Source organism: Occallatibacter sp. FHG110214_02, from assembly GCF_059115385.1.
In genome coordinates, this window is the sequence record NZ_JBZYWK010000006.1 from 128525 (window position 1) to 154429 (window position 25905).

Annotated in this window: 22 protein-coding genes; 10 read left to right on the plus strand and 12 right to left on the minus strand. The window is 59.4% G+C overall.

The annotated features are described in order from the left end of the window. The 7 genes from nadC to AC5S3R_RS07780 form a co-directional block, all read right to left on the minus strand. Positions 1 to 900, minus strand: a complete 900-nt coding sequence (nadC, locus tag AC5S3R_RS07750) for a carboxylating nicotinate-nucleotide diphosphorylase (protein ID WP_494266446.1) — start codon at positions 898 to 900, stop codon at positions 1 to 3. A 95-nt stretch (positions 901 to 995) separates the two neighbouring features. Beyond that, positions 996 to 2492, minus strand: coding sequence for an outer membrane protein assembly factor BamD (gene bamD / locus AC5S3R_RS07755; RefSeq protein ID WP_494266447.1), 1497 nt, complete (start codon positions 2490 to 2492; stop codon positions 996 to 998). Positions 2493 to 2586: 94 nt separating this feature from the next. After that, on the minus strand, positions 2587 to 3255 hold the full coding sequence (gene rpe, locus AC5S3R_RS07760) for a ribulose-phosphate 3-epimerase (protein ID WP_494266448.1): 669 nt from the start codon (positions 3253 to 3255) through the stop codon (positions 2587 to 2589). Positions 3256 to 3325: 70 nt separating this feature from the next. After that, positions 3326 to 3961, minus strand: coding sequence for a DUF4126 domain-containing protein (locus tag AC5S3R_RS07765; RefSeq protein ID WP_494266449.1), 636 nt, complete (start codon positions 3959 to 3961; stop codon positions 3326 to 3328). Positions 3962 to 3996: 35 nt separating this feature from the next. Continuing rightward, positions 3997 to 4545 carry a hypothetical protein gene (locus AC5S3R_RS07770; RefSeq protein WP_494266450.1) on the minus strand — a complete coding sequence of 183 codons (549 nt, stop codon included), beginning with the start codon at positions 4543 to 4545 and terminating at the stop codon, positions 3997 to 3999. A 15-nt stretch (positions 4546 to 4560) separates the two neighbouring features. After that, entirely contained in the window at positions 4561 to 5811 is a 1251-nt protein-coding gene (locus tag AC5S3R_RS07775) for an excinuclease ABC subunit UvrC (protein ID WP_494266451.1), read from the minus strand. A gap of 7 nt (positions 5812 to 5818) precedes the next feature. After that, positions 5819 to 7195, minus strand: coding sequence for a TldD/PmbA family protein (locus AC5S3R_RS07780; protein ID WP_494266452.1), 1377 nt, complete (start codon positions 7193 to 7195; stop codon positions 5819 to 5821). Between the two features lie 104 nt (positions 7196 to 7299). On the opposite strand from AC5S3R_RS07780, the gene AC5S3R_RS07785 reads away from it, so the two are divergent. Both AC5S3R_RS07785 and AC5S3R_RS07790 read left to right on the plus strand, forming a co-directional pair. Beyond that, on the plus strand, positions 7300 to 7653 hold the full coding sequence (locus tag AC5S3R_RS07785; protein ID WP_494266530.1) for a toxin-antitoxin system TumE family protein: 354 nt from the start codon (positions 7300 to 7302) through the stop codon (positions 7651 to 7653). Then, positions 7650 to 8027, plus strand: a complete 378-nt coding sequence (locus tag AC5S3R_RS07790) for an HVO_A0114 family putative DNA-binding protein (RefSeq protein WP_494266453.1) — start codon at positions 7650 to 7652, stop codon at positions 8025 to 8027. Before AC5S3R_RS07785 ends, AC5S3R_RS07790 begins: the two co-directional genes overlap by 4 nt. Before the next feature lies 1 nt (position 8028). Here AC5S3R_RS07790 and tldD read toward each other — a convergent pair whose 3' ends face one another. Next, a complete protein-coding gene (tldD, locus tag AC5S3R_RS07795; RefSeq protein WP_494266454.1) occupies positions 8029 to 9495 on the minus strand; it encodes a metalloprotease TldD in 1467 nt (488 codons plus the stop codon). A gap of 123 nt (positions 9496 to 9618) precedes the next feature. Between tldD and AC5S3R_RS07800 the strand changes: the two genes are divergently transcribed. The 3 genes from AC5S3R_RS07800 (at position 9619) to AC5S3R_RS07810 (ending at position 12014) form a co-directional block, all read left to right on the plus strand. Then, positions 9619 to 9789 (plus strand): hypothetical protein, encoded by a 171-nt coding sequence (locus AC5S3R_RS07800; protein ID WP_494266455.1) that lies wholly within the window; start codon positions 9619 to 9621, stop codon positions 9787 to 9789. Positions 9790 to 9859: 70 nt separating this feature from the next. Beyond that, on the plus strand, positions 9860 to 10396 hold the full coding sequence (locus tag AC5S3R_RS07805) for a YfiT family bacillithiol transferase (RefSeq protein ID WP_494266456.1): 537 nt from the start codon (positions 9860 to 9862) through the stop codon (positions 10394 to 10396). A 4-nt stretch (positions 10397 to 10400) separates the two neighbouring features. Continuing rightward, on the plus strand, positions 10401 to 12014 hold the full coding sequence (locus tag AC5S3R_RS07810) for a hypothetical protein (protein WP_494266457.1): 1614 nt from the start codon (positions 10401 to 10403) through the stop codon (positions 12012 to 12014). A 52-nt stretch (positions 12015 to 12066) separates the two neighbouring features. Here the strand turns inward: AC5S3R_RS07810 and AC5S3R_RS07815 are convergent, their stop codons facing one another. After that, positions 12067 to 12819 carry an SDR family oxidoreductase gene (locus tag AC5S3R_RS07815; RefSeq protein WP_494266458.1) on the minus strand — a complete coding sequence of 251 codons (753 nt, stop codon included), beginning with the start codon at positions 12817 to 12819 and terminating at the stop codon, positions 12067 to 12069. 94 nt (positions 12820 to 12913) lie between these two features. Between AC5S3R_RS07815 and AC5S3R_RS07820 the strand changes: the two genes are divergently transcribed. After that, positions 12914 to 13324, plus strand: coding sequence for a winged helix-turn-helix transcriptional regulator (locus AC5S3R_RS07820; protein WP_494266459.1), 411 nt, complete (start codon positions 12914 to 12916; stop codon positions 13322 to 13324). A gap of 41 nt (positions 13325 to 13365) precedes the next feature. On the opposite strand, the gene AC5S3R_RS07825 is transcribed toward AC5S3R_RS07820, so the two are convergent. Then, complete coding sequence (locus tag AC5S3R_RS07825) at positions 13366 to 14427, minus strand: threonine aldolase family protein (protein WP_494266460.1); 1062 nt, start codon at positions 14425 to 14427, stop codon at positions 13366 to 13368. 52 nt (positions 14428 to 14479) lie between these two features. Further along, a complete protein-coding gene (locus tag AC5S3R_RS07830; protein ID WP_494266461.1) occupies positions 14480 to 16666 on the minus strand; it encodes an OPT family oligopeptide transporter in 2187 nt (728 codons plus the stop codon). Positions 16667 to 16983: 317 nt separating this feature from the next. Here AC5S3R_RS07830 and AC5S3R_RS07835 point away from each other — a divergent pair, with 317 nt between their 5' ends. Then, positions 16984 to 18678 (plus strand): S53 family peptidase, encoded by a 1695-nt coding sequence (locus AC5S3R_RS07835; RefSeq protein ID WP_494266462.1) that lies wholly within the window; start codon positions 16984 to 16986, stop codon positions 18676 to 18678. A gap of 141 nt (positions 18679 to 18819) precedes the next feature. Next, positions 18820 to 19980, plus strand: a complete 1161-nt coding sequence (locus tag AC5S3R_RS07840) for an acyltransferase family protein (protein ID WP_494266463.1) — start codon at positions 18820 to 18822, stop codon at positions 19978 to 19980. 52 nt (positions 19981 to 20032) lie between these two features. Here AC5S3R_RS07840 and AC5S3R_RS07845 read toward each other — a convergent pair whose 3' ends face one another. Then, entirely contained in the window at positions 20033 to 21001 is a 969-nt protein-coding gene (locus AC5S3R_RS07845; RefSeq protein WP_494266464.1) for a stage II sporulation protein M, read from the minus strand. Here AC5S3R_RS07845 and AC5S3R_RS07850 point away from each other — a divergent pair. Beyond that, positions 21000 to 21899, plus strand: coding sequence for an RDD family protein (locus AC5S3R_RS07850; RefSeq protein ID WP_494266465.1), 900 nt, complete (start codon positions 21000 to 21002; stop codon positions 21897 to 21899). The two genes, AC5S3R_RS07845 and AC5S3R_RS07850, sit on opposite strands and share 2 nt — an antisense overlap. 383 nt (positions 21900 to 22282) lie before the next feature. Beyond that, a complete protein-coding gene (locus AC5S3R_RS07855; RefSeq protein WP_494266466.1) occupies positions 22283 to 25888 on the plus strand; it encodes an outer membrane beta-barrel protein in 3606 nt (1201 codons plus the stop codon). Positions 25889 to 25905: the final 17 nt, after the last annotated feature.

Here is a 25905-nt window from a genome sequence, read left to right on the forward strand (position 1 = left end):
CTACTCCGCGACAATGCTCATGGAAATATCCGCGGCAATGGCGGAGTGCGTGAGCGCGCCGACGCTGATGAAATCGACACCGGCTTCAGCATAGGCGCGGATGTTTTCCAGCACAATGCCGCCGGAGGCTTCGGTGGGAATCCAGCTCTTCTCGATTTCCGAACTACGCTGCTTGATGCGGTCTACGCAGTTCTTCACTTCCTTCGGCGTCATGTTGTCGAGCAGAATAGCTTCCGCGCCGCCTTCGAGGGCTTCTTCCAGCTCGCTATTGGTGCGTACCTCTACCTGCACGCGCTGCGAGCCTTGCCGCTTTTCCAGCGCGTTGGCAAGCGCCGTGCGCAGGCCGCCGCCGAGCGAGATGTGGTTGTTCTTGATGAGGATTCCGCTGGCGAGATCGAGGCGGTGATTGGTTCCGCCACCACAGAGCACGGCGTACTTTTCAAGAGCACGCAGGCCAGGCACGGTTTTGCGCGTGTCGAGCACGCGGGCATTGGTGCCCTTGATGGCATCCACATAACGGCGCGTGTTGGTGGCGATGCCGCTGAGGTGCTGAACTAGATTGAGAATCACGCGCTCGCAGCTCAACAGCACGCGGGCGTTGTGGCGAATGACGGCAAGCACCTGTCCGGCTTTGACGCGCACGCCGTCAAAAATCTCCGGATGGCTGACGACTTCAAAGCGCGTCTGCGCCTCCGGGCGATGGTCAAGGCGCGCAAAGATTTCCAGAAAACGCGGCACGGCGCCAAGGCCGCAGACAACTAGGTCCTGCTTGGCCAGAATGGAGGCCGTTGCGCGCAGGTTGGGGTCGATGGTGAGATTCGTGGTCAGGTCGCCGGCGGCTTTGTCTTCCACCAGTGCCTGCTCCAACAGGGCATCAATACGGCTGCTCTTCCATTCCATAATGTTCAGTTAACAGGATAAACCCGCTCCATAACAAAACGGGCTGCGTTTGCCTGTGCAACGCAGCCCGTTTTGGGTTCTTATAGTCCCTTACATTAGAAGGGATTCAGCTTGGAGAGTCCCTTCTTCTTTTTCTTCTTGCTCGAAGATTCGTCGCTCAGGTCGGCCTTGGGCTTCTTCTCCTTCGAGTTCTGGGCTCCGGGAGCGATGTTGGTCTGCTGTGCTGTGCCGGGCCTGATTTCGTTGATCTGGTCAGGAGCAGCGGCAGGCGCTTCGGCAGCCGGAATCGCATTGGGGTCCGTAGGCTTGGCCACTGCGGGAACAAGCGCGTTGGGGTCGGCTGCTGCGCCGGAAGGAGCATTCACAACCTCAACCCCTACGCCCGTGCCTCCGGGCGCGTTGCCCTGCAGCGGAGCAGCGGAAGGAGCGTCGCTGCGCGGCGGCTCGTTGACGCCAGTCGGCGCGGCTGCGGGAGCCGGCGGACGGTTGGCGTTTACCGCTTCCGTGTAAATCTTGATGTTTTCCTTGGTGATATCCGGAGCAAGCGTGCGCTTGGGAGCTTCCATGTCCGGCTCGCCAACGTGCGAGGCTTCCACCGTCGTTGGGCCGTGGCGAATCACGTCAAAGGCGCGGTCAGTAAAGCGAACTGGTTGACGGCTGCGCTCTTCGGCATCGCTTTCCGCAATCGCTTCCTGCGTAGGCTCGGGAACGGGGCGGTTCATCGCCACCAGGCGGTCGCGGGCGTCTTCCACGCGGGGCGCCATGGGATAGCGGGTAATCACCTTGGCATAAGCTGCGGCTGCCTTGTCGTTGTACACGGCGGCAAGGCGCTCACGCATGGCTCCGGGCAGGCCGGGAGCCATCTGGATAGCCTTTGCCTGACCGGCGTAGGCATCGCCAATCGTCAGCAGGGCCAGGTCGCTCTTGGAGTAGAGCGGATAGGCGTCCACAACCGTCTGCAGGCGGGCGATTGAAGCAGAGTAGTTGTTGTGGCTCTGGTAGAAGAGGCCAATCTGCGTTTCACGCTCGCCGAGAACTTCCTGCACATTGCGCAGGCGCTGCTTGGCACGCGGAATGAGCGTGGAGTCGGGGAACATGTTAATCATCGCCCGATAGGACTTTTCGGCTTCGAGAGCGTTGGTAAAGTCGCGGTCGGGCTTTTCCATCTGCTGGTAGTAGATGTCGCCCACCTTCATCTGCGCTTCGGCAGCTTCCGGCGCGTCCGGGAAGAAGGTGATGAAGTCCTTGTACTCGGCCTCGGCCTGCGTAAGGGCAGCCGTGCCGCCTTCCTTGAACCAGGTGTCGCCGACGGCCAGCTTGGCGCGCATGCGGTACTCGGAATCGGGGTAGGTATTCAGCATGGTCTGCAGGTCGAGCCGCGCCACGTCAAACTTGCCCTTCTTGAGCGCCGTCATCGCCTTGTCGAAGAGCTCCTTATCGGGCTGCCTCGAGTTCACATTCGCCAGCGGATTGGCGCTCAGATCCTGGTTCTTCTTTTTCTTGGGCTGCTTTTCACGAGCAAACGCCAGCGTGCCCGGAATGAGCAGGGCGGCCAGGGCGGCCGCGGTAATCTTCGAGGAAAAACTGTTCATAACACCTCATTGACGGCGAAGGATTCTTTTCGCCTTCGCCCGATTCCATCCAGTTCCATGCGGACTTGTTTCGCACCGGGGGAAACGTAAAAACTTATTCGCCTGCAGCTTTGCGAGCAGCAGCCAGCAACTCACGGGCATCCTCTTCAGCCTTGCCTTTGCCAAAGACGGCATTGCCTGCCACGAGTAGCTCCGCACCCGCTTGGACGACCCGCTCGATGGTATCGTGAGCCACGCCGCCGTCCACTTCGATTTTAAATGCCAGACCCAGTTCTTTCCGCAGCTCCACGAGCTTGCGGATTTTGTCCAGCGAGAACTCGATGAACTTCTGGCCGCCAAAGCCGGGGTTCACGCTCATGATGAGGACGTGATGCACCATCGGCAGAATGTCGAGAATCAGCTCGACGCGGGTGGCCGGGTTGAGCACCACCGCGGGCTGCATGCCGTGCTGGGCAATCAGCTCCAGCGTGCGGTGCAGATGGCGGCAGGCCTCGTAATGCACGCTGACCCAGTTGGCGCCCGCGTCGGCAAAGGCCGGGATGAATTCGTCGGGATTCTCGATCATCAGGTGGCAGTCGAGCGGCAGCTTGGTGTGCTTGCGCAGACTGGCGACCACCGGCGGACCGAGAGTGATATTGGGCACGAAATGGCCGTCCATCACATCGACATGGACGACGGTTCCACCACCGCGCTCGGCTGCGGCAACCTCGTCGGCAAGCCGCGCAAAATCAGCAGAAAGAATGGATGGCAGCAGTTGCACCATGGCTTTTCGGGCGTTTCTCCCCTCTGAATCTCACCAGATAGCTCAGTGTATCAGCCGGGGAGTGCAGATTTCACTGCGCCGGCTTAATGGCAAAAACCTGCTCGGCGCCGCGAAAGAGGCTCTTGAGTGCCTTCCAGACCAGCCCTATAAGTAGAACGACCACCACAACGCCCGCCAGAGCGATTCCGCCGGCAACGTAGGGATGCGCCGTGGCCAGCCACGTCAGACCGATGGAACCTGCATCTTCCGCCGTGCTGAGAGCGATGTTGGAAAACGGCTCCGGCGAAGGCGTGACGGCGGCGCGGGCAGCGGTTTTGCCGCTGTGCGCGGCCAGAGCGATGGTTCCGCCGATGGCTGCGGCTGCCGCCTGCTCCATGGGAGAAAGCCCGGAGCTGGCCTGATACGCCAACAGGGCCGCGACCGGCACGCGGATAAAAGTGTGCAGCGCGTTCCAGACCAAGTCAAAAGCCGGAACCTTGTCCGCGAAGAACTCTACGCCGAAGAGCAGCACGGATGCGCCGATAATCCACCAGTTGCCGAGCAGTTGCAGCGACGCGGGCAGCGCCAGCCAGTGCGTATGCGCCAGCAGGCCAAGCGTGGCCACGGTGGCGTACACGTTGAGTCCGGCGGCGAAAGAAACTGCCACCAGCAACGCGAGCAGTTCCTGCGGAGGGATTGCGGGAATGGGGATTCCGTGCAAGTTCACGCCCCAAGTATACGCATGAGCTAAAAATTTGCTCGCTATTTTTTCTGCTGGATGGTGGCAGCCTTTTCCAGCTTTTTGAGCAGGATGCGGCTGCGGGCTCGCATGGCGGCGGTTCCGGAGCGGCCCGTCACGCGGAGCAAATCCAGCACGGCAGGCTGCGAGGCTGTGTCCTGCAGGGCGAGGTCCGCCAGTCCATGCAGCGCAGCCGTGCGGACAATGGAGCTTTTGTCTTCGAGATAACGGTGCAGACTTTGCGCGGCGCGGCGGCACTCGGCGGGAGTAAGCGCCATGCGCGGGATAGTCAGCGCGAGATTCCAGCACAGCTTGTTTTCAGCGGCCTCGGCCAGCAGGCCCAGCAGAGGTTCTTTATACCGCTGGAGCAGCTTTGGTTCCTTCACTGTTACCCGCTCCAGCACGTCGGCGGCGCGGTTGGCTACGCCGGCATCGTCGTCCCATAGGCATTCGATGAGACTTGCAATGCGCTTAGGTTCCGCGCGGATAAGCTCCACGACTTCCGGCACGCGGGCCCTGGCGAGACGGGCTCCGGGCAGCAGCATGGCACGAATGGTTTCCGGGCGCGGCATTTGCAAGCCATTGTTCTACGCTGGTTTCACGGCGGCAAGCTGTTTTGCAGCTACGCGGCCCACTCCGCGAAGCAAAGCCTTGACGGGCCACTGGCCCTCCGCATCCGGGAAGAAGATTTCGCCGGGGCGCTTTACCTCCGGGCGGTAGTACCAGCGCTTGAGCAGCGCGAGATGCCCCTGGCGAACGGCAGCACTTGGCGGATTGGTGGCAGCCGAAAGCTCGGCCAACGCTGTCTGCATCCGGTCTTCCAACACATCTCGCGAAGCCTGCGGCGCGGCAGCCTTTTCGGATGGACATTCCGGCACGGGCATCAACGCTACAGGCTGCGCAAAGAGCGAACTGGAGCCGGATTGCTCGTTCTGAATCCGCATGCCTAGCGTAGAGAAAGCTGCGGGACCACGCAGACGTCCGTCCTCATACAAAAAGACGGCAACCTCGTCCGGCTGCGCGGACTCCTGCAAAATCACACCGCGCAACTGGTTCAATGGACGCACAATTTCGGCAGCGAGAGAGCGCACGCTCTCCACGCGCTGCACCTGCGCATGAAGAGCCGCTGCGGATTCAAATTCCAAGTTCACCGAAGCCTCATCACGCTGCGTCTTGAGCGTGACCAGCTTGCTTTCGCCGCGAGTCGCAAGGAATTTTTCTACCGCTTCAGACTCTTCGGTATAGCGCTCATCGCTGCAGCCCTTGTAACAGGGCGCCAAGCACATCTTCATCTCAGAGTAGACGCATCCCGGATGGCTTGGATCGGGATTGAGGTCATCCACGCAGCGGCGCAGCAGGAAGAGCTTCAGCATCTCATCCGCATAGCGCTCTGCCTGCGTACGCGAGGCGAACGGACCGTAAGCCCATTCGGCTTCACGCAGGCTGGGCCGGTTCGTCACCGTAATGCGCGGGTATGGATTGCCGCCGAGGAAACGGACAAAGGCCGGCATGCGCAGGTGCATGCGGTCCAATGCCTTTGCGCCATACGACTCTTCAAGCAGCGAAAACTGCGTGAGCAGCGATTCAAAATCCGAGCCGGTGATGCGCCATTCAATGCGCCGTACGCGCTCAGCAAGCTGCAGCCGCCGCGGATGCTTTGCCGAGGGAATCAGCAGCCGTTCCAGCCGCCCGCGCAGGTTGGGCGTGCGGCCAATGTACGGCTCGGCCTTCGCGTCCTCGCCATACAGCGCGAAGACGGCGGTCTCGCGCGGCAACTGGCTAAGAGCGGTCTGTGGCTCCGCCGGGTCGAAGGCTATGGATTGAAACACAGGCCGCATGCAACGATTACGCCCCGGCGAGCGTCATGCCGTCAATGCGCAGCGTGGGAGAAGCCACTGCGCCGCGAAAGACAAGGTCGTTGCCGACGGCCACAATATTGCGCAGCATATCGGCGAGATTGCCCGCAATCGTGACCTCTTCCACCGCATGCGTCAGTTGGCCGTTCTCAATCCACAGACCCATTGCGCCACGCGAGTAGTCGCCCGTTACCAGATTCGTGCCAAAACCCATCAGGCTTGTGACGTAAAACCCATTCGGAACCGCTGCGATAATCTCTTCCGGCGTGTGCTTGCCCGGCTCAAGATAGAGATTGCCTGCGCCAATTCCCGGCGTGCCTGCAAGGCCACGAGAAGCATTGTGCGTGGACTTCATGCCGAGCTTACGCGCCGTGTAGGTGTTGAGAAGATAGTTGCGCAGAACACCATCCTCGACGACGACAGTACGTTGCGAAGGCAGGCCCTCGCCATCAAACGGCGACGTGCCAAAACCGCCCACGCCATTCGGCAGCATCATTGTGTTGTCGTCAATGATCGTCAAGCCGGCGACCGCAATCGACTCGCCCAGCTTGCCTGCAAGGAATGAAGCGCTGCGCCAGATGGAATCGCCGGAAGCTGCCTCAAACACCGAACCAATCAGCGTGCGGGCTGTCTCTGGCGCAAAGACAATGGGAACCTGCTGCGTCGGCATGCGGCGGGCGCCGAGGCGGCGCAGCGTGTGCCGAGCCGCTTCCTTACCAACGAACTCCGGCGACTCCAGGTCCGCCATACGCCGCGCTCCTGAGAACCAGAAATCGCGCTGCATTGCGCCATTTTCATCCTTGGCCAGCGGCACCACCGAGATGCCCGCATAGCTGGTGCGATAGCCACCGACAAAGCCACGCGAGTTGGCCATCACCTTGCGGCCCGTAGACGCATCAAAGCCTGCGCCATTCGAGTTGGTAATGCGCTGGTCGTAGGAAAGCGCCGCAGCCTCTGCCCATCGCGCCATGTTGATGCGCTCTTCCGCGGGCAGCGAGTAGACATCGTCGAAGTAAAGCTTCAAATCACCCGGCAGCGAGCCAAACTCACCTGCTTCCGGCAATCCGGTAAACGGATCTTCCTCTGTAATCTTCGCCAACGCGACAGCGCCTTCGACAAGCTGACGAATACCGTCTGCCGTGAAGTCACTCGTCGAAGCTGAAGCCGACCGCTTGCCAAACAACACGCGCAACCCCAGCGCACGCGAGCCTGACTCGGTCAGTGTTTCCACCTGGCCCATGCGCACGTTCACGCTGAACTCATCGCCTTCACTCACTACGGCTTCCGCATCGCTTGCGCCGGCCTTCACGGCCATCGCGACGATATCCGCGGCTAGTGATTCAAAATCCAGTTCTGTCTTTTCCACTTGCGAAACAACTTCCGGCATGGGTCCAAGGTAACAAAATTGGCCGCACACCTGCACATTTCACCAGCCTTGAATTAGTTATCACTTAATGATAATATTTGAGCGTGCAACCACCCGATCCCTCGCTAGACACGTTGCTCGACCTAAATGGGATCACCTTAGTTGTGGATGAGAAAGGCGAGTTCTGGGTTCGATTTGTCGTTACGCGCATTTCGCCTACGCCTGAAAAACCGCATGGGCTCGATTATTCCCTCACGCTGCATGACAAAAGCGGAAACAGGCTGGCTGGTTTTGACAACGCGCACCGCGTAGACAAGCAGAAACGTGGCGATCCGCAGGATCATCGCCATCGCCTGCACACGGTTCGGCCTTACGCCTATAGCGATGCTGCCTCGCTACTCGCCGACTTTTGGACGGCGGTGGATGCGGTATTGAAAGAGAAGGGAGTGCTTCCATGAAGACACTGAAAGTGGGAATTGCCAGCTATGAGGAGATGAAGGCGCTGACCATGGAGATTGCCCGTGGCAAACGCAAGCTCGGCGCACACGAACCGCGTGTCTGGTTCCCTTCCACGGAGTCGTTTGCTCGCGTACTTTCAGCGGGCAACCGGGAATTACTCAGCATTATTGCCGAGCAAAACCCCACCTCTCTGGAGGAGTTGGAACAACTCACCGGACGCCGGAAGTCCAATCTCTCGCGCACGCTGAAAACAATGGCGAACTACGGCCTGGTGCGCCTTGAGCGTGGACCTCGCGGACGAGTTGCGCCCAAAGTAATGCACGACCGGATTGAGTTGCAGTTGCCCATCGCACACAAACAAAGCGCGGCCTGAGCTACCTTCCCGTTCCGCCAACCGTCATGCGGTCCAGCTTGATTGTGGGCATGCCCACGCCTACCGGCACGCTCTGGCCGTTCTTGCCGCAGGTTCCAATGCCTTCGTCGAGCTTGAGATCATGCCCCACCATCGAAACGTACTTCAGCGCTTCCGGCCCGTTGCCAATCAGCGTCGCGTCTTTCACTGGAGCAGTAATCTTGCCGTCTTCGATGAGATACGCTTCGGAAGCTGAAAAGACAAACTTACCGTTGGTGATATCCACCTGTCCGCCGCCAAAGTTCGGCGCATAGAGCCCACGCTTCACTGAGCGGATGATGTCTTCCGGCTCATCCTCGCCCGCCAGCATGTAGGTGTTCGTCATGCGCGGCATAGGGATCGACTGGTAGCTCTCGCGGCGGCCCGAGCCGGTGTTCGCCGTACCCATCAGCCGCGCCGAAAGCTTGTCCGTCAGGTAGCCCTTCAGCACTCCGTTTTCAATCAGCACTGTCTCCTGCGTGGGCGAGCCTTCATCGTCTACATTCAGCGAACCGCGACGCCCGGCCATTGTGCCATTATCGACAACTGTAACCTTGGAACTGGCCACCGGACGCCCAATCAATCCGCTGAACGCCGAAGTGCCCTTGCGATTGAAATCCGCCTCAAGCCCGTGGCCCACGGCCTCATGCAGCAGAATCCCCGGCCAGCCCGGACCCAGCACTACTTCCATCTCGCCTGCCGGGGCAGGAATTGCGCCAAGCTGCAGAATCGCGCCGCGTGCAGCCTCCTGCGCCAGGTTCTCCGGGCTCTTGCTTCCGGCATATTGGGCAATTCCAGCGCGTCCGCCTGCGCCCGCCGAGCCACGCGTCGTTATCGCGCCATCCTTCGCAATCACAAAGGCATTCAAGCGGCTCAGCGGTTGCGTGTCGCTGGCAAAGGAGCCATCCGAACCGGCAATCAGAATCCGCCGCAGCTCTTCCGAGTAGCTCGCCCGCACCTGCACAATCCGCGAGTCATAGGCACGCGCCGCACGGTCAATCCGCAGAATCAGCTCCAGCCGCGCCGCCAGGTCCAGATCGAATCCGCCCACCGGCACCGGGTAAAGGTTGGCCACCGAAGCCTCGGTAAATCCCTGCACTGGCTGCTTCGACGGGCCTGAGGCAATCAGCGCCGCCGTCTTGGCCGCGTGCAGCAGCCGCTCCGGGCTCAGGTTGTCAGTATACGCATAGCCTGTCCGCTCGCCGGAGAGCACGCGAATTCCGCACCCTGCGCTTGTGCCCTGGCTGGCCGACTTCACAATCTGCTCGTCCACGCCAAGGCTCGTCGCCATCACGGATTCAAAGTAGAGGTCCGCGTAATCGCCGCCGGCAGAAAGCGCCTCACCCAGGCAGCGCTCCAGCAGCCGCTCGGTAATGCCGAATTTCTCAAAAAAATAACGTTTGTGTCCGGACTCAGGCTGGGATGAAGAAACGGTAGCGGGAAAACTCATGGTATCTATCAGTTTACGCCTATTCGCCACGTTTCACCTTTGGTTCCGCGCCGCCGATTGTCCACAGACAGCCCTCTTGCGGCTGGCCATAAAGATGCTACATTCGTCGCATGAAGAAGCTATTTGCTGCTGCCCTTCTGGTCATGGCGTTCGCAGTCACTGCCTCCCCGGCATTTGCGCTGCACCACCATCACCGTCGTCATCACCGCCACCATCACCACGTATAAACCGCGTGGGATGCAACTATTGGAAACGGCTCCGCACCAGCCAACTGGCCGGAGCCGTCCTTCCTGACGCGGTCCACCTCCCCCGGCGGTCCATCCACGAGCACATGCCTTCCAGTGCCTCGTGGTAATGTGTGCTCATGACCACCCCCACATCTGATCTGGAGTCCCTGCGCTATCCCATTGGCGACTTCCGCGCCGATGCCGTCACCACCACTCGCGCCCAGCTGATTGATACCCTCCGCCAGCTTCCCGGCAAACTGCGCGAAGCCGTCCACGGCCTGACCAATACTCAGCTCGACACTCCCTACCGCGAAGGCGGCTGGACCGTTCGCCAACTTGTGCATCACGTTGCCGACAGCCACGCAAACTCCTACATCCGCTTCAAGCTCGCGTTGACGGAAACCAATCCCACCATCAAGCCCTACGACGAAGCCGCGTGGGCCGAGCTGCCTGACAGCCGATTGCCAATTGAGATTTCACTAGGCATCCTCGAAGGGCTTCACGCGCGCATGGTCGCATTCCTTGAACAACTCATCGAGAGCGACTTCGCAAAAACCTTCCGGCACCCTGAACGCGGCCCCATGACCGTCTCGCAAAACCTCGCGCTCTATGAGTGGCACTCCCTACACCACACCGCACACATCACGCGCCTGCGTGAGCGGATGGGCTGGTAACGCAATGGCATTCGCCAGCAAAAACAGAGTCACTACCACAACAGAATCCGCAGCGCCAGAAAAGCTCGCCCATGAGCTCGAAGAGTACATCGCCGCGCATCCCAACGCGGCTCTTCTTGAAGAAGGCCGCGTCATCTTTGAGATGCGCACGGCTCGCTACTCCATTACGGACTCGCATGGCCGCTGCCTGCTGCAACTGTGGAGCGACGAGCGCAACCTCATGCGCACCGTCGTCGGCATTGAGCCGCGTGCGCACTCGCTCCGCATTCTCACCCGCAAAATGGGCGCGCCCAAGCCACAGGCATTGGAGCTTGTGGCCTCTCGCGACATCCGCACACCCACTGCTCGTGACACTGCGCGCCGCAACTATCAGCGGCTTCTGGAACGTGTGCTCACGCGCAACTTCCTCGGCTACAAAGTGGACGGCTTCCGCAATGCGATGGACCTTGAAAACAGCTTCGGTCCCGCATACATCCGTGGACGCCTGCTGAAAGGCACCACCGCCGATGCCGTCATCGGCATAAGCGAAGCTGAGTCTACTGCCGTCATCGATGGCGTCCTCACACTTGGCATTCTGTGGCTTAACTACTGTCGCGAACACTCCGACACACGACGCCATTTTGCCGGGCTGAAAATGATTCTGCCGCCCAACGCGTGGCGCACCACCGCCGAGCGCATGGCATGGCTCAACCACTCCGCTGCAAGCTTTGAGCTATACACGCTCGACGAACGCAGTGAAGAGCTTATCCCCATCGACTTCCGCGACACCGGCAACTTTGATTCGCGCCTCATCCGTTCGTTCTCTGTACAGTCTGCCGTCGAGCGCTGCAAGAGTGGCATCGACCAGGTCCTGGCGCTGCTCCCTGAAGGCGGAAAGAGCCTCGTCGAGATTCAAGCTCACTCCGCAGGCGAAGTTGCACTTGCTTTGCATGGGCTTGAATTTGCCCACGTACGGCAAGGCTTTGCTGCGAACTCTTTCACGCAGCAAAACGAAATCACCTTCGGCGCGGGTCCACACGAAACGCCGCTCAACGAAGAAACGAAATCGCTTGCACGCAAGCTCTTCGCGCGCCTCTTCGCAAGCCGTCATTCCGGTGGCGAGCATAAAGACCCGCTCTTTCGCATCCAGGCCGAACGATGGCTGGAGTCACGCATGCGGCACGGGTTGCCGGAACTGCTCCCCGGCCTGCGCGGCGAACTGATTTACTCGCAAGTGCCCGCACTCACTATCAGCGACCGCGGCATGCTCGACATCCTCACCATCGACCGCAACAACCGCCTTGTCATCATGGAGCTGAAAGCGAATGAAGACCTGCATCTTCCCTTGCAGGCACTTGACTACTGGATTCGCGTCCGCGCCCTCAACGCTGATCGCGCCATCGATGCAAGCGGCGCATCCCGCTCCGCATTTGAGCGCAACGGCTACTTTGATGGCGCAACCGTTTCGCCGCTACCGCCGCGCTTGATGCTTGCCGCTCCAGCGCTGCGCATTCATCCTGCCAATGAGCCTGTGCTGCATTACTTCTCGGCAGAGATCGAATGGGAACTGATCGGCCTTAGCGAGCATTGGCGTCAAGATCTGCACATCCTCTTTCGCAAACGCAGTGCCAAAACATAAAAACGCGCCGAAGCATTTACTCCGGCGCGTTCTATCAACCAGCGATTCTTGTTTAGTGCGTCTGCGAGTTCAGAATCCCAAAGATTTTCTGGTACTCACCGCGATTCACCGCCTCGCTCAGAAACTTCACCCGCTCCGTCATAATCTCCGGCGGCGTGGGCTGCGAGGTCAAAAGCGACATCGTCTCCGAGGTAAAGTCTTTAAGAGGCATGGCACGCGGATCGCTTGCACCGTTCATCAAGTCCGTCTGCACGTATGGCGGCACAATCTCCAGCACCTCAATCTTCGTGTCCTTCAACTGCTGACGCAGCGACTGCGAATACGAGTGAATCGCGGCCTTTGTCGCGCAATAAGTAGGCGTCTGCGCCAGCGGCACAAATGCCAGTCCCGAAGAAACGTTGATAATCGCCGCATTCGGCTGCTTCAGAAAATGCGGAATCAACGCAGCCGTCAGGCGAATCGGCCCCAGAAGGTTGGTCGTAATGATTGCTTCGGCATCGGCTAGATCTTCCGGCTGCCCCAGCAGATTCTCAGGCCGCATGATGCCCGCGTTGTTAATCACCACATTCAGCTTGGGGAACTGCTCCAGCAGCTCCGGTACAAATGACCGGATAGCGCCGGCCTGCTCAATATCCAACACTGCGGACTTCATACCGGGATTCGCAGCCGTTGTCTCGTCAAGCGCGGCGCGGCGCCGTCCCGCAATAATCACTTCGTTGCCAAGCTTCTGCAGCTCCTCGGCCAGCGCGCGGCCAATACCTGAGCCGCCGCCCGTTACCAAAATTGTATTTCCAGTAGGATTCATTTCTGATTCCCTCCGAAAAAGATCATACGGCGATAACTTTCTATTGGTAAGTAGGCACGAAAAAGTTTTATACTTACCCAAAAGAGAGTGAAGCATGGCCACAAAAAAGAAGTCCGCTGCAAAACATTATGCATCCAAGCTCAGCACCCCGGAAATTGATGAATTTGTGCAGGAGATTATTGGCCGCGTGGCCGATAAGTGGACCATGCTCGTCCTTGAAGCGCTCGAAGAGCACGGCACGCTACGCTTCTCGCAGCTAGGCGACCACGTAAGCGGCATCAGCCAGAAGATGCTGACCAAAACCGTACGCCAGATGGAGGCCGATGGCCTGCTCACACGCACTGTCTACCCGGTTATTCCGCCGCATGTGGAATACAGCCTCACCGAGATGGGCCGCACGCTTAGCGAAGCCTTTTGCGGCGTGTGGGTGTGGGCGGAAAAATATCACAGCCGCATAGAAAAAGCGCGCGCAGCCTTTTACAACGGAAAGCCCGCACGCGCTTAATCAGAATTGAATTTTACTTGGCGCACTCGCGCAGGTCAGTTTCAGGCTTCTGCGCTTGCGCGCAGATCAGCCGCCAGCGCTTCCACGCGCCGCAGGTCCGTATCCCACGAAAACATGAAGCGCGCCGCGCCGCCAATGAACGTATAGAAGCGCCATCCGCGCTGCCGCAGCTTTTCCAGCACCGGCTCCGGCGCTTGTAGAAACACTGCATTCGCGTCCACCTGCGCCGTGATGCTCACGCTTGGAATATCCGCAATCAGCTTCGCCAGATGCTGCGCGGCCTCATTCGCGTGGCGTCCATTGCGCAGCCAGGCACCGCTCTCCAGCAGCCCAACCCACGGCGCGGAAAGAAAACGCATCTTGGAAGCAAGCTGCCCCGCCTGCTTGCAGCGGTAATCGAAATCCTCGCTCAGCTTGCGGTTGAAAAAGATGACCGCTTCCCCCACGGCAAGACCATTCTTGGTACCGCCGAAGCATAGAACATCGACGCCACTCTTCCACGTCATCTCCGCCGGGCTCTCGCCCAAATGCGCGCAGGCATTGGCGAAACGCGCTCCATCCATGTGCAGCCAGAGGCCGCGCTGCTTGCAAGCTTCAGAGATGGCGCGCACCTCAGCCGTTGAATACACACGGCCCGTCTCGGTAGACTGCGTAATCGTCACCACGCGCGGCTTGGGAAAGTGAATGTCCTGACGCTTGGTCGCCAGCTCATGAATCTGGTCCGGCGTCAGCTTGCCATTGTCAGACTTCGCCACCAGCAGCTTGGAACCGTTCGAGAAGAACTCCGGCGCGCCGCACTCGTCTGTCTCCACGTGTGCCGTGTCTGCGCAGATTACACCATGATACGACTGGCAAAGCGAAGCCAGCGCCAGCGAATTCGCCGCCGTTCCGTTAAAGACGAAAAAGACTTCGCAGTCTGTCTCAAACAACTTGCGAAAGGCATCGGAAGCGCGCTCGGTCCACGCATCCTCGCCGTACGATGGAGCAGAGTCGTGATTCGCCTCCTCCATCGCCGCCCATGCTTCCGGACATATGCCCGAGTAGTTGTCGCTGCCATACTGCTGTTCCGAAACGCCGGTCGAGGGAGAGGTCGTAGTGCTCATACTCTTCTAGGATAACTCCGGGGCTGCATGCCCCGGTATCGGCCTATGGGAACTACTTTTTCAACGGCTTGCGCGCAAAGTAGTAAAGCGAAAACGCCAGCAGTGCGAACGCAAGCACTGAAACCCACGAGTGATTCAGGAAGTTCGACTCAGGGAAGTTCAAAATATCCCCCTTGCCGACAGTGGTTTCGTATCCCTTGAGTGCCACGCCGAGCAGTCCGACAATACCTCCGGCAGCAATCAGCCCCGAAGCATAAAGCGACCCCGGCGAAATCTCACTATCTGCCTCAGCAGCATCTCCACCCGCACGCTTCACAGCCTGATCCACAATCCAGCGCACCACACCGCCGCAGAAAATCGCCAGCGTGGTCCCAATCGAAAGATAAGCACCCACAGCAAACGACAGCGACCGAATCCCCAGCAACTCCACAGCGATAACGAGAAAGACTCCCATCATCACCAGTCCCCACGGCAGCTTCTGGCTCAGGATACCGCTAATCACCGTCGCCATCAGCCGAGCCTGCGGAGCCGCGGCCTTCTCACTGCCAATGCCCTGCACCCACTGCACCTCAATGCGGCCCGTCGTTGGCGAGTAGAGATACTTGCCATCCGCCAGCTCCGGCGAACCAACGGCGTTCAACACCACGTACTCGCTCTTATGATGCTCGGTTGTCGTCTTGTCTTCATTGATGACAGGAAACTGGTCCGGCAACGTCTTCACATCTTTCTGAATCGCTACACCGGAGTGCTGCGCGTTGATGTCCCATGCACGCGGCGCGGCATCAAAGTGCTGCAAGCCGGTGTTCATCAGGTTCAGCGTGAAGCCAATTGCAACGGTAGAAACCACCACGCCAATCATCAGCGCAATCTGCTGTAACTTCGGCGTAGCGCCAATCAGAAATCCCGTCTTCAAATCCTGCGAAGTGTCGCCCGCATTGGCCGCGGCAATCGCCACCGTGCCACCAATCGTAATGGCCAACGCGCCGAAGGAAGGAGCCGTCCATCCCTGCACAAGAAACACCGCGCAGGTTGCCATCAGCGTGGCAATCGCCATGCCCGACATGGGGTTCGCCGAGCTGCCAATCAAGCCCACAATCCGCGAACTAACGGTGACAAACAAAAATCCGAAAACAACAATCAGCAGCGAAGCCGCCAGGTTCGGCAGCACGCCCACATACGCGCCCGGCACCGGCTTGAACTGCAGAAACAAAAACGTAAAGACAATCAGCGCCAGCGAGCCAAACACTACCGTGCGCATCGTCAGGTCATCTTCGGTTCGCTTCGGCTTGCCTTGTGCCGCACCAGCGCCGCGCAGATTTTTCGCGCCAGACGTAAGCGCATTCACAATCGTCGGCAGCGTCTTCAGCAGCGTAATCAAGCCCGAAGCCGCCACAGCACCCGCGCCCATGGGACGAATATAGGTGGACCACAACTGGCTCGGCCCCATCTCGCCAATCGGCACCGTACCCGGATACACGGGCCCCGGAATCGACTTGCCGAAGAAGTAAATCAGCGGCATCAGCACCAGCCACGACAGCACGCCACCAGCAAAGATTGTTCCCGCCACGCGCGGCCCAATGATGTATCCCACGCCAAGATATTCCGGCGTGGCATCGGCTTTAATCGACGAGCCTTTCAGAATATGCGCAGGACCAAAATCCGGCTGCCACTCCGGCGTTCCCGGCCACGCCTTAAAGAGATTCTCATTTTGAAAGAAGGTGTAAACACTCCCCAGACCAAGCCCAAGAAAAACGCGGCTGGCAAGCGAACCGCCCTTCTCGCCCGCAATCAGCACATCCGCGCAGGCCGTACCTTCGGGATAACTCAGCACGCCATGCTCCTGCACAATCAACTGCCGCCGCAGGGGAATCATGAACAGCACGCCAAGCCATCCGCCAATCAGGGCCAAACAAAAGATGCGTGTATATTCCAGATCGAAACCAAGAAACACCAGCGCCGGAAGAGTAAAAATCACGCCGGAGGCAATCGACTGCCCCGCATTGCCCGTCGTCTGCACAATGTTGTTTTCCAGAATTGACGACCGCCCAAAGGCGCGCAGAATGCTAATCGACAGCACCGAAATCGGGATGGAAGCCGCCACGGTCAGCCCGGCACGTAGGCCCACATAGACCGTTACCCCGCCAAAGATGATGCCGAAGACCGCGCCCAGCAGAATGGCGCGCAACGTAAACTCCGGCCGCTTCTCACTGGCTGGCACAAATGGCTGAAACTCTTGCACGGCTCACCTCCCGCGCCGCACACAGCAGCGCACCCGCAAAACAAAGTTGTGAAAAATCCTCAAAAGGCCGAGTGTAGCAGGGCGCACCGTCACGTATAACCGTCTGCCATCACGTACTGACTCCTGCAAAATCAGTCGCTTGCCCCTGTTGCTTCCCCGGAGGGTAACCGGCAGGTAGCAAATTTCTGTTAGTCCTTTCGTTCTTCGACTTCCGCGCCCTTTTCATGCAGAATTCATCCACACCAGCGCGTTCCGCGCCCCGGCGCAGCGCGCTTTCCTCCAACTCCCCTCGGAACCTCGAACCATAGGAGACCAGTATGCGCAAAGCAGTACGGTGTACTCTCGCAATCCCGGCGGTTCTGCTGTCCCTGGCAATAGCAGGCCGCGCGCAGTCCGTGCTCACTCACCACGTCCGCGAAGAAATCAATCGCGGCGATGCTCCCTACGTGGAGCGCATGTCCCCCACTCAGACCCTGCAGCTAGACCTTGTGCTCTCTCTTCGCGACCAGGCAGGCCTCGATAAGCTCCTCGCCGACATCTACAACCCCAAGAGCCCCAATTACCACCACTTCCTCACGCCTGCGGAGTTCACCGAACGCTTTGGCCCCACGCAAGAGGACTACGACCGCGTGCTTGAGTTCGCAAAGTCCTACAACCTCCAGGTCGTAGGCGGCTCTCGCGACAGCCGCATCGTGCAGGTAAAAGGCTCCGTGGACAAGGTTGAAACCGCTTTCCATGTCAGCATGGCCAACTACCTGCATCCCACGGAAAACCGCACCTTCTTTGGCCCTGACCGCGAGCCAACCGTGGACCTGCCCTTCCGCCTGTGGCATATCTCCGGCCTGGATAACTTCTCCACGCCGCATGCGCTCTACTCCAAACGCAGCGACGCAATCGTACGCAACGAGATCGCGGTGGCGCAGGGCGGCCGTCCTGTTGCGCTGGCAACCAAAGCCACCACCGGCTCCGGCCCGTCCAGTTCCTTCCTCGGCAGCGACATGCGCGCCGCCTACTACGGCGGAACCGCGCTCACAGGCGCAGGCCAAACCGTGGGCCTGTGGGAGTACTACGGCACCGACCTGGCTGACGTAACCACCTACTACAAAAACGCCAAGCAGACCAACAGCGTACCTATCACCCTGCTCTCGACTGACGGCACCAGCACAAGCTGCGTTTACAGCCGTAGAAATGGCTGCGACGACACCGAGCAGACACTCGACATTACGCAGGCGCTAGGCATGGCGCCGGGGCTTTCCGGGCTTGTGGTCTTCGTTGGCTCGTCGGACACTTCCATCATCAGCTCCATGACCACGCATACTCCGCTTGTCTCCACCATCGGCTGCTCGTGGGGATGGACGCCCGCCGATCCCACGTCCCTCGACCCGTACTTTGAGCAAATGGCCGCACAGGGCCAAAACTTCTTCGCTGCCTCTGGCGACAGCTCCACATGGTCCTCGCGCAATGAAGCATGGCCAGCCGATGATGCCTATGTCACCTCTGTCGGCGGCACCGATCTGACCACCGCTTCCGCAGCCGGGGCATGGAAGTCTGAAACCGCGTGGACCGACTCAGGCGGAGGCATCTCGCCAGATAAAATCGCCATTCCCGCATGGCAAAAGCTCTCCGGCGTCATCACCTCCACCAACAAGGGCTCCACAACCTATCGCAACGGCCCGGATGTCTCAGCCAACGCCAACTTCACCTTCTACGTCTGCGCCAACCAGACCACCTGCACCGCCAACGAGTATGGCGGCACCAGCTTTGCCGCTCCCATGTGGGCCAGCTTCATCGCGCTCGTCAACCAGCAGCGCGTGGCCAACGGCAAATCGAACATCGGCTTTATCAACCCGCTCATTTATCCGGAAAACCTGACCTCCGCCACTTACAAGGCCAACTTCCACGACATCACCAGCGGCAAGTCCGGCAGCTACTCGGCTGTCACCGGATATGACCTGGTAACCGGCTGGGGCAGCCCGACAGCCTCGCTCATCACCACGCTCGCTGCGCAGTAACCTGCGCCGTTCTCACCCAGAAGGCCCGAGCCCCATAGCCCGGGCCTTCGCCTCTACCAGCCCCTAAGAAACTAATAAAGATTTGGCCCTTCGTGCTCCGCTCCGATAAGGTGGAATGCAATCCCTACTTACGGAGCACGCATGTCCACTGCCGGCATTGCCGCACTCAAGCCTCAGCGCCTTATCTCGCTCGACGTCGTTCGCGGCATCACCATTGCCTTCATGATTATGGTCAACAACAACGGTGGACCCGGCTCATGGGGCTTCATGAATCACGCCGCATGGAACGGCTTGACTCCCACTGACCTCGTCTTCCCCACGTTCCTCTTCATCGTCGGCATCTCGACGGTCTTTGCCACGGAAGCGCGGCTGGCCAAAGGCGCCTCCCGAGCCGAACTGGCGAAACACACCGTCATCCGCGCCATCGTGCTCATCTTCTTCGGCTGGATCGTTAACAACTTCCCGCTCTTCCACTGGGACCACATGCGTTTCTACGGCGTGCTTCCGCGCATCGGCGTCTGTTACCTCGTCGTCGGCCTCTTCTATCTGGCGGACAAGAGCATCGCCAGCAAAGTCGCACTGCTCGCCGCCTGCCTGCTCGGCTACTGGGCGCTCGTTACGCTGGTTCCCGTTCCCGGAGCGGGCATGCCCGGCCGTGACTTCCCCATCCTCGATGGCGAACGCAACATTGTGAACTATGTTGACCAGCAACTCATGCCCGGCCACCTTTACGAAGACTGGACGACGCACAACCTCCGCGACCCCGAAGGCTTCCTCTCCGACATTCCCGCCATAGGCACCGCGCTGCTCGGCATGATTACCGGCATTGCCCTGCGCAAAAACGCGCCCACCAACAAGAAGGCCCTTGGCCTCGCCATTGGCTGCATTTCCCTGCTTGCTCTCGGCTACTTCTGGTCCATCTGGTTCCCGCTGAATAAAAAGATGTGGACCAGCTCCTATGTCTTAGTCGCCGCCGGGTGGTCGCTCGCGCTGCTGACGGTCTGCTTCTTCGCCGTTGAGGTGAAAAACTGGCGCAAAGACTGGACCTTCCCCTGGCTGGTCTTCGGCTCCAACGCCATTGTGGCCTACATGGTGAGCGAACTGCTCCCCGGCATCATGGACCTCTTCCAGTTCACCGACAAAGGCCATAAGGAATCGCTGGCGGGCTTCATCTTCAACCACTTCAACGCCCACATCCCCAACCCCGGCTGGGCCGCCTTCAGTTGGTCGGTCCTCTTCGCCGCGGTGTGCTTCATCCCCGTGCTGGTTCTCTATAAGAAGAAGATTTTCGTCAAAATCTAACTACTTTGGGTACCCGGGTCTCCTGCAATTGGAGACCTGGGATACGATACAGCTAACTCCCCGGCTCTCTCTTCCCCGCCGCAAACAGCCAAAGATTCAGCAGCAAAAACAGTGCCCCGCCGACCGTAAACTTCAGCCACACCGGCGCATCCGAAGGCGAAAAGAACCCCTCCAAGCACCCTGCAATCACCAGCAGCGGAATAATCCCCGAAACCAGCCGCGAAGCCTCCATGCCGCCCTGCGCAATCGCATCCTTCCAGCGATACCCGCCCGGAAAGACCATCGCCCGTCCCAGCCTCAGCCCCGCCGCACCTGCAATCAAAATCGAAGGCAGCTCCAGCGAGCCATGCGGCGCAACAAAGCTCCAGAGGCTCACCGACATGCCAAAGTGAGCGCAGGCCGCGCCAATCACGCCCAGCAGCATGCCGTTGTTGAACAGCGAAAACAGCGTCAGCAACCCAAAGACAATCCCACCCGCAAATGTGACAAAGCTGACGGTAAGATTGTTCGTCATAATTGCGCTCGTGGCCATGGGAGCCATGCTCACCACGGAGTGCGTCCACATCTCGTGCCGCTCCATGGTGGCAATCATCGCCGGCCCCAGGAAATGCCGCATGAACTCCGGACGTGTCGCCGTCAAAATCGCGCCCAGAATGCCGCAAGCCACCGTCAGCGCTGTCGAAACCGCAACATACCCCACGTTTCGCCGAAAAATCACCGGGTACTCATCGCGCAAAAACCGGAACAAAGTTGCAAAACTTGTTTTACGTCCGGCATAGATAATATGGTGGGCTCTAGCCAATAATTGATTTACATGCGCGGCATAGTTGCGTGCGGTTCCATCGCGACGCAGCACGGAAAGATCAGCGGCCACCTGCCGGTAGAGCAGAGCCAGTTCCTCCAGCTCCGCGCGGCTCAACTTTCGCACGCCGTCCGCGTCCGCCGCGGCCAGCAGCGCTTCCAGACGGCTCCAGTAAGGCCGCCGCTTTTGCAACCACAGGTTGGAGACAATCGTTGCCATGGGAACAAGTCCAAACCAGAGTAACCCAATCCGGCTGAATCCAGTCTCGACGAGTCCAGTCTCGAGAAATCTTGACGAGCATTTCATCGACACCCCCGAGCTCGTCGAAATCGAGATGCCCCTCGCCGGCCTCGGCAGCCGCTTCATCGCCTTGCTCCTCGATACGGTCCTCTGGTTTGCCGCGCTCTGGATTCTCATCATTGTCTTCATCCTGCTGGCGCCCGCCTTCTCTGCCTTCAGCAAGCTCTCCGCGCAATGGCTCTCCGCCGTCGTCATCTTCCTCATCTTTCTCTTCAACTGGGGCTATTTCACGCTCTTCGAGACCTTCTGGAACGGCCAGACCCCCGGCAAAAAAGCCGTGAAAATTCGCGTCATCCAGCGCTCCGGCCGCCCCATCGGGCTCTTTGAATCCATGGCCCGCAACTTCATCCGCTACATTGACCAGATTCCCGGCTTCTACGCCGTCGGCCTCATCTCCATCTTCGTAACCCGCCAGCACCAGCGCCTCGGCGACCTCGCCGCCGGTACGCTCGTCGTCCGCCAGCACGTTCCGGAATCCCCCCTCTGGAACGAGTCCAGCCTGAACACCGGCTACGACTCCCGCACCTTCACCAGCGCCAGCGCCTCCCCACAAGCCCTGCCGCCCGAGCCGCACATGCTCGTCAGCCTGCCTCACGCGGAAGTCGCGAAACTCACTGCCAGCGACCTTGAAGTTCTCGAAAACTTCCTCACCCGCCGCCTCGACATGCCGCTCGACACCCGCTCTGCCCTGGCCTCCCGAATCGCCTCCGCCATCCAGTCCAAATCCGGCCTCGAAATCCCCTCCGGCGTCAGCGTGGAGACCTTCCTCGAAGCCACCGCGCGCCAGCTCCGCGACCTTGCTCGTTTGAACGGATAAGTACCCCGCCGCAAGTCCGCAACTCCCCGCAAATCACTGTAAACGTTTTATTTACTCGTATAACGGGAGTTAGCTCTAACTCCCGCACAACGTCCATAAAGAATTATTGACAGTTCCTTCAAATCGGGAGTTAAATGTCTTCCGGTTCAAAAGACCACCTTTTTGGCCTCTGCAAACTTAATCGATTTAGTTTGCAGATACCAAAAGACATAAACACAGAGTTTGCCTTCGCTCCACGCTACACCGCAAGGCGCGTTCCAAGCGGGCAGCAGACGAAAGGCAGACCACGCAAGGCTTGTTTCTCAGACTGGGTTGTATGCGAATCACAAGTAAACAAACAAAAACAAGTCGCAACCAGGACCTGATTTCTAAAGGAAGGTCAGATGACAGCACTAAGACTCGCAGCGAGACATATCTTGTTGCCGTTATTGCTCGTGTTTGCATGCGTAGGAGCGTACGCACAGGCAAACTCTGCAATTACAGGCATTGTGACGGACCAGACCGGCGCCGTTGTGGAAGGAGCAACCGTTGTAGCTACGGATCCAGCTACGGGAGTCGCACGCTCCACCGTATCCAGCGCAACCGGACTCTATGAACTCTCCGGCCTCAACGCCGGTAACTATGACCTCAAAGTTACTGCCAAAGGTTTCCAGCAATACGCGCAAACCGGCATCGTGGTCAACATCTCGGCCACCTTCCGCGTAGACGTGAAGCTGACCGTCGGCGCGGACACCACCACCGTTACCGTACAAGCGGACGCACTCACCGTGCAGGCCGACTCCAACGTCGTCTCTACACTTATCAACGAACAGCAAATTACAGAAATCGCCACCAACGGACGCAACGTTGTTGCTCTTGCCGCGCTCGGCCTTGGCGTCAGCGGCAACCTGCCCGACTCCAACATGCCTACCTCCGTAGGCGCCAGCTTCGCCATCAGCTTCAACGGTCTCAACCAGGCGCATAATGTATGGCTTCTGGACGGCGGCGAAGCTTATGACCGCGGCTCCGGCGGCAAATCCTCCGTCATGCCCTCGCAGGACGCACTCGGCGAATTCCAGGTGCTCGCCTCCAACTATCCGCCCGACTACGGCATCTCCTCCGGCGGCACCGTCTCCATGTCGCTCAAGTCGGGAACCAGCAAGTTCCACGGCGAAGCATGGGAGTTCATGCGCAACGACGCCTTCGACGCGCACACCTATTTCGACAACAACAACGGCCAGCGCGCCCCCATCCCCGAGTTACGCTACAACGTCTTCGGAGCCAACCTTGGCGGCCCGGTCTTCATTCCGCACGTTTACAACCGTAACCGCAACAAGACCTTCTTCTTCTACAACGAAGAATGGCGCCGCATCATCCAGGGCGCATCCACTTCGCCCATCAACACCGTGCCGCAAGGCGACAACCCAACCGCCGCGGCGGACTTCGTCTACAAGGTTCCGGCGTTTAACAACTCTGACCAGCTAGCGCAGGGCGTAGGCAACCAGCTCTACGTTCCCACTGTTGCGGACCCCGCCTTCAACGCCAAGCTCGCAGCCGCGGGCCTCACACCGGGCACTCCGTTCCCTGACAACAGAATTCCCGGCTCGCTGCTCGACCCCAACGCACTGCTCTTCAACGCAACCAAGAACGTGCCTGCGGCCACCAACTCCAACGACACCTACACGCCCACCGGCGTTACCCTGCCGAACTATGTGCGCGAAGACCTCTTCCGCATCGACCACAACATCAACGACAAATGGCAAATCTTCGGCCACTTTGTTCATGATGCGGTAAGCACCAACTACGCCACTGTTCTGTGGTCCGGCGACAGCTATCCCACCATCGGCTCCAACTTCGTGAACCCGTCCTACATGAGCACCATCAAGCTCACCGGCACGCTGGCTCCCGAAGTGCTTCTCGAAGCCTCTTTCAGCTACAACGGCAACAAGATCGGCATCTACCCTGTCTCCACCGGCGGAGCAACGGGCTATGACAAGCCTTCTGGTTGGAGCGCATCCAGCTACTTCCAGGACGCCATCCCAGGCAACCGCCTGCCTAACCTTGGCTTCAGCACCTTCGGCACCAACTGGCAGGTCAACACCAATCCGTGGCATAACGGCGCAGAGGACTACGCGGAAATCGTTGCCCTCTCTGTCACGCATGGCAAGCATGCCATGAAGTTCGGTGCGGGCTACAACCGCTACACCAAGAACCAGATCATCGGCGCTCTCACGCAAGGCAGCTACACCTTCGGCGACGGTTGGGACACAACCAACCACAAGCCCTCCGGCCCGCTGACCGGCGACTCCTACCTCGACTTTGAACTAGGCCTCGCTACCCAGTACCAGCAGGCCAACGCCGATTCCGTCTTCCACTACGTCAACAACACCATCTCGCTCTACGCCCAGGACAACTGGCACGTAACCAACCGCCTCAGCCTGCAGTACGGCCTCCGCTACGACGCCCTGCCGCACGCATGGGAGCGCACCAACTCCATCTCGAACTTCAACGCCGCACACTATCAGGCAGCTCTCGCACCCGTCTTCAATAACGATGGCTCGTTTGCAGCCAACAGCCCCGGCATCTATACCGACAAGACTGGCCTTCAGTTCTACATGAACGGCGTTGACATCGCGGGCCAGAACGGCACACCACGCGGCCTCGTCACCAACGACTACAACACTGTGCAGCCCCGCGTCGGCTTCAGCTATGACCTGACGGGTAATGGTAAAACCGTTGTACGCGGCGGCTTTGGCACCTTCTACGAACGCATTCAGGGCAATGATATCTACGACGTTGCCGGCAATGCGCCATTCGTTGCCACGCCAACCGCCACCAACGTAGAGTTGACCAACACCAGCTATAACTGGAACTCAGGCGGCGCAGCTACTACTCCGCTATTTGTCAACGGCCCCAACAGCCTCGCCACCCGTTACAAGGCTCCCGGCGTGGCCATGTACTCGCTCGGCGTGCAGCGCGAGATTCTCCCCTCGCTCATCCTCGTCACGCAGTACGTTGGCAACATTGCTTGGCACCAGAACACCTTCCTGCCGATCAACAACTTCACGCTCGCCACGCCGCTCCTCCCTCAGGCAGGCTGCCAAATTACAGCAAACCCTGGACAAACCGACTTCGTGCAGGGCACGTGCGCAATCAGCCGCCAGATTGCAGCAGCTGGTCAGCTCTCCTCTGCAAACTCGAACATCACACGCACCTATCCTGGCTACAACGGCATGAACCAGATCAGCAACATCCTCACCGGAAGCTACAACAGCGCCCAGATCGGACTGCGCCAGCAGAGCCGCCACGGCCTGAGCTTTGAAATCGACTACACCTGGGCGCACGAAATCGACGACCAGGTAGGCTCGAACGACCTCGACACCACCTCGAACCCCTGGAACCTCAGGTACGACAAGGGTTCAGGCTCGCTCGATCGCCGCAACGTCCTCAACATCAACTACACCTATAGGCTTCCCTTCTTCAACTCCTCCAGCGGCCTGAAACACAGCCTGCTAGGCGGATGGGAGCTCTCCGGTGTCATCGTCTCGGAATCGGGCCTTCCCTGGGCGGGTAGCAACACCCCCGGCGGCGGCTATGCCGATACCGTTGGCCTCGGCGGCGGCTACACCAACCGTCCGGACGTCACCGGCAAAATCAAGTACCCCAAGGCCAAGACCACCGTGGGCAGCAACTCCGGCTACCAGTGGGTTTCGGGCGACGCATTCTCCGCGCCGGTCGCAGCCTGGGATGGCGGCCTGAACCTCGGCTTCGGCAACGAAGGTCGTGACGCTGTGGTCGGCCCCGGCCGTTCCAACTTCACCACCTCGCTCTACAAATCGTTCGCCTTTACCGAGCGCGCACGCTTTGAGTTCCGTGTGGACAGCTTCAACACCTTCAACCACACGCAGTTCAACGCATTCAACAACGCGGCATCCGCTGCCAACTTCGGCTTCGTCACGGGTGCTCAAGACCCGCGCGAATTCCAGTTCGGCGGAAAAATCGTTTTCTAACCCGTTCAACCCAGCGG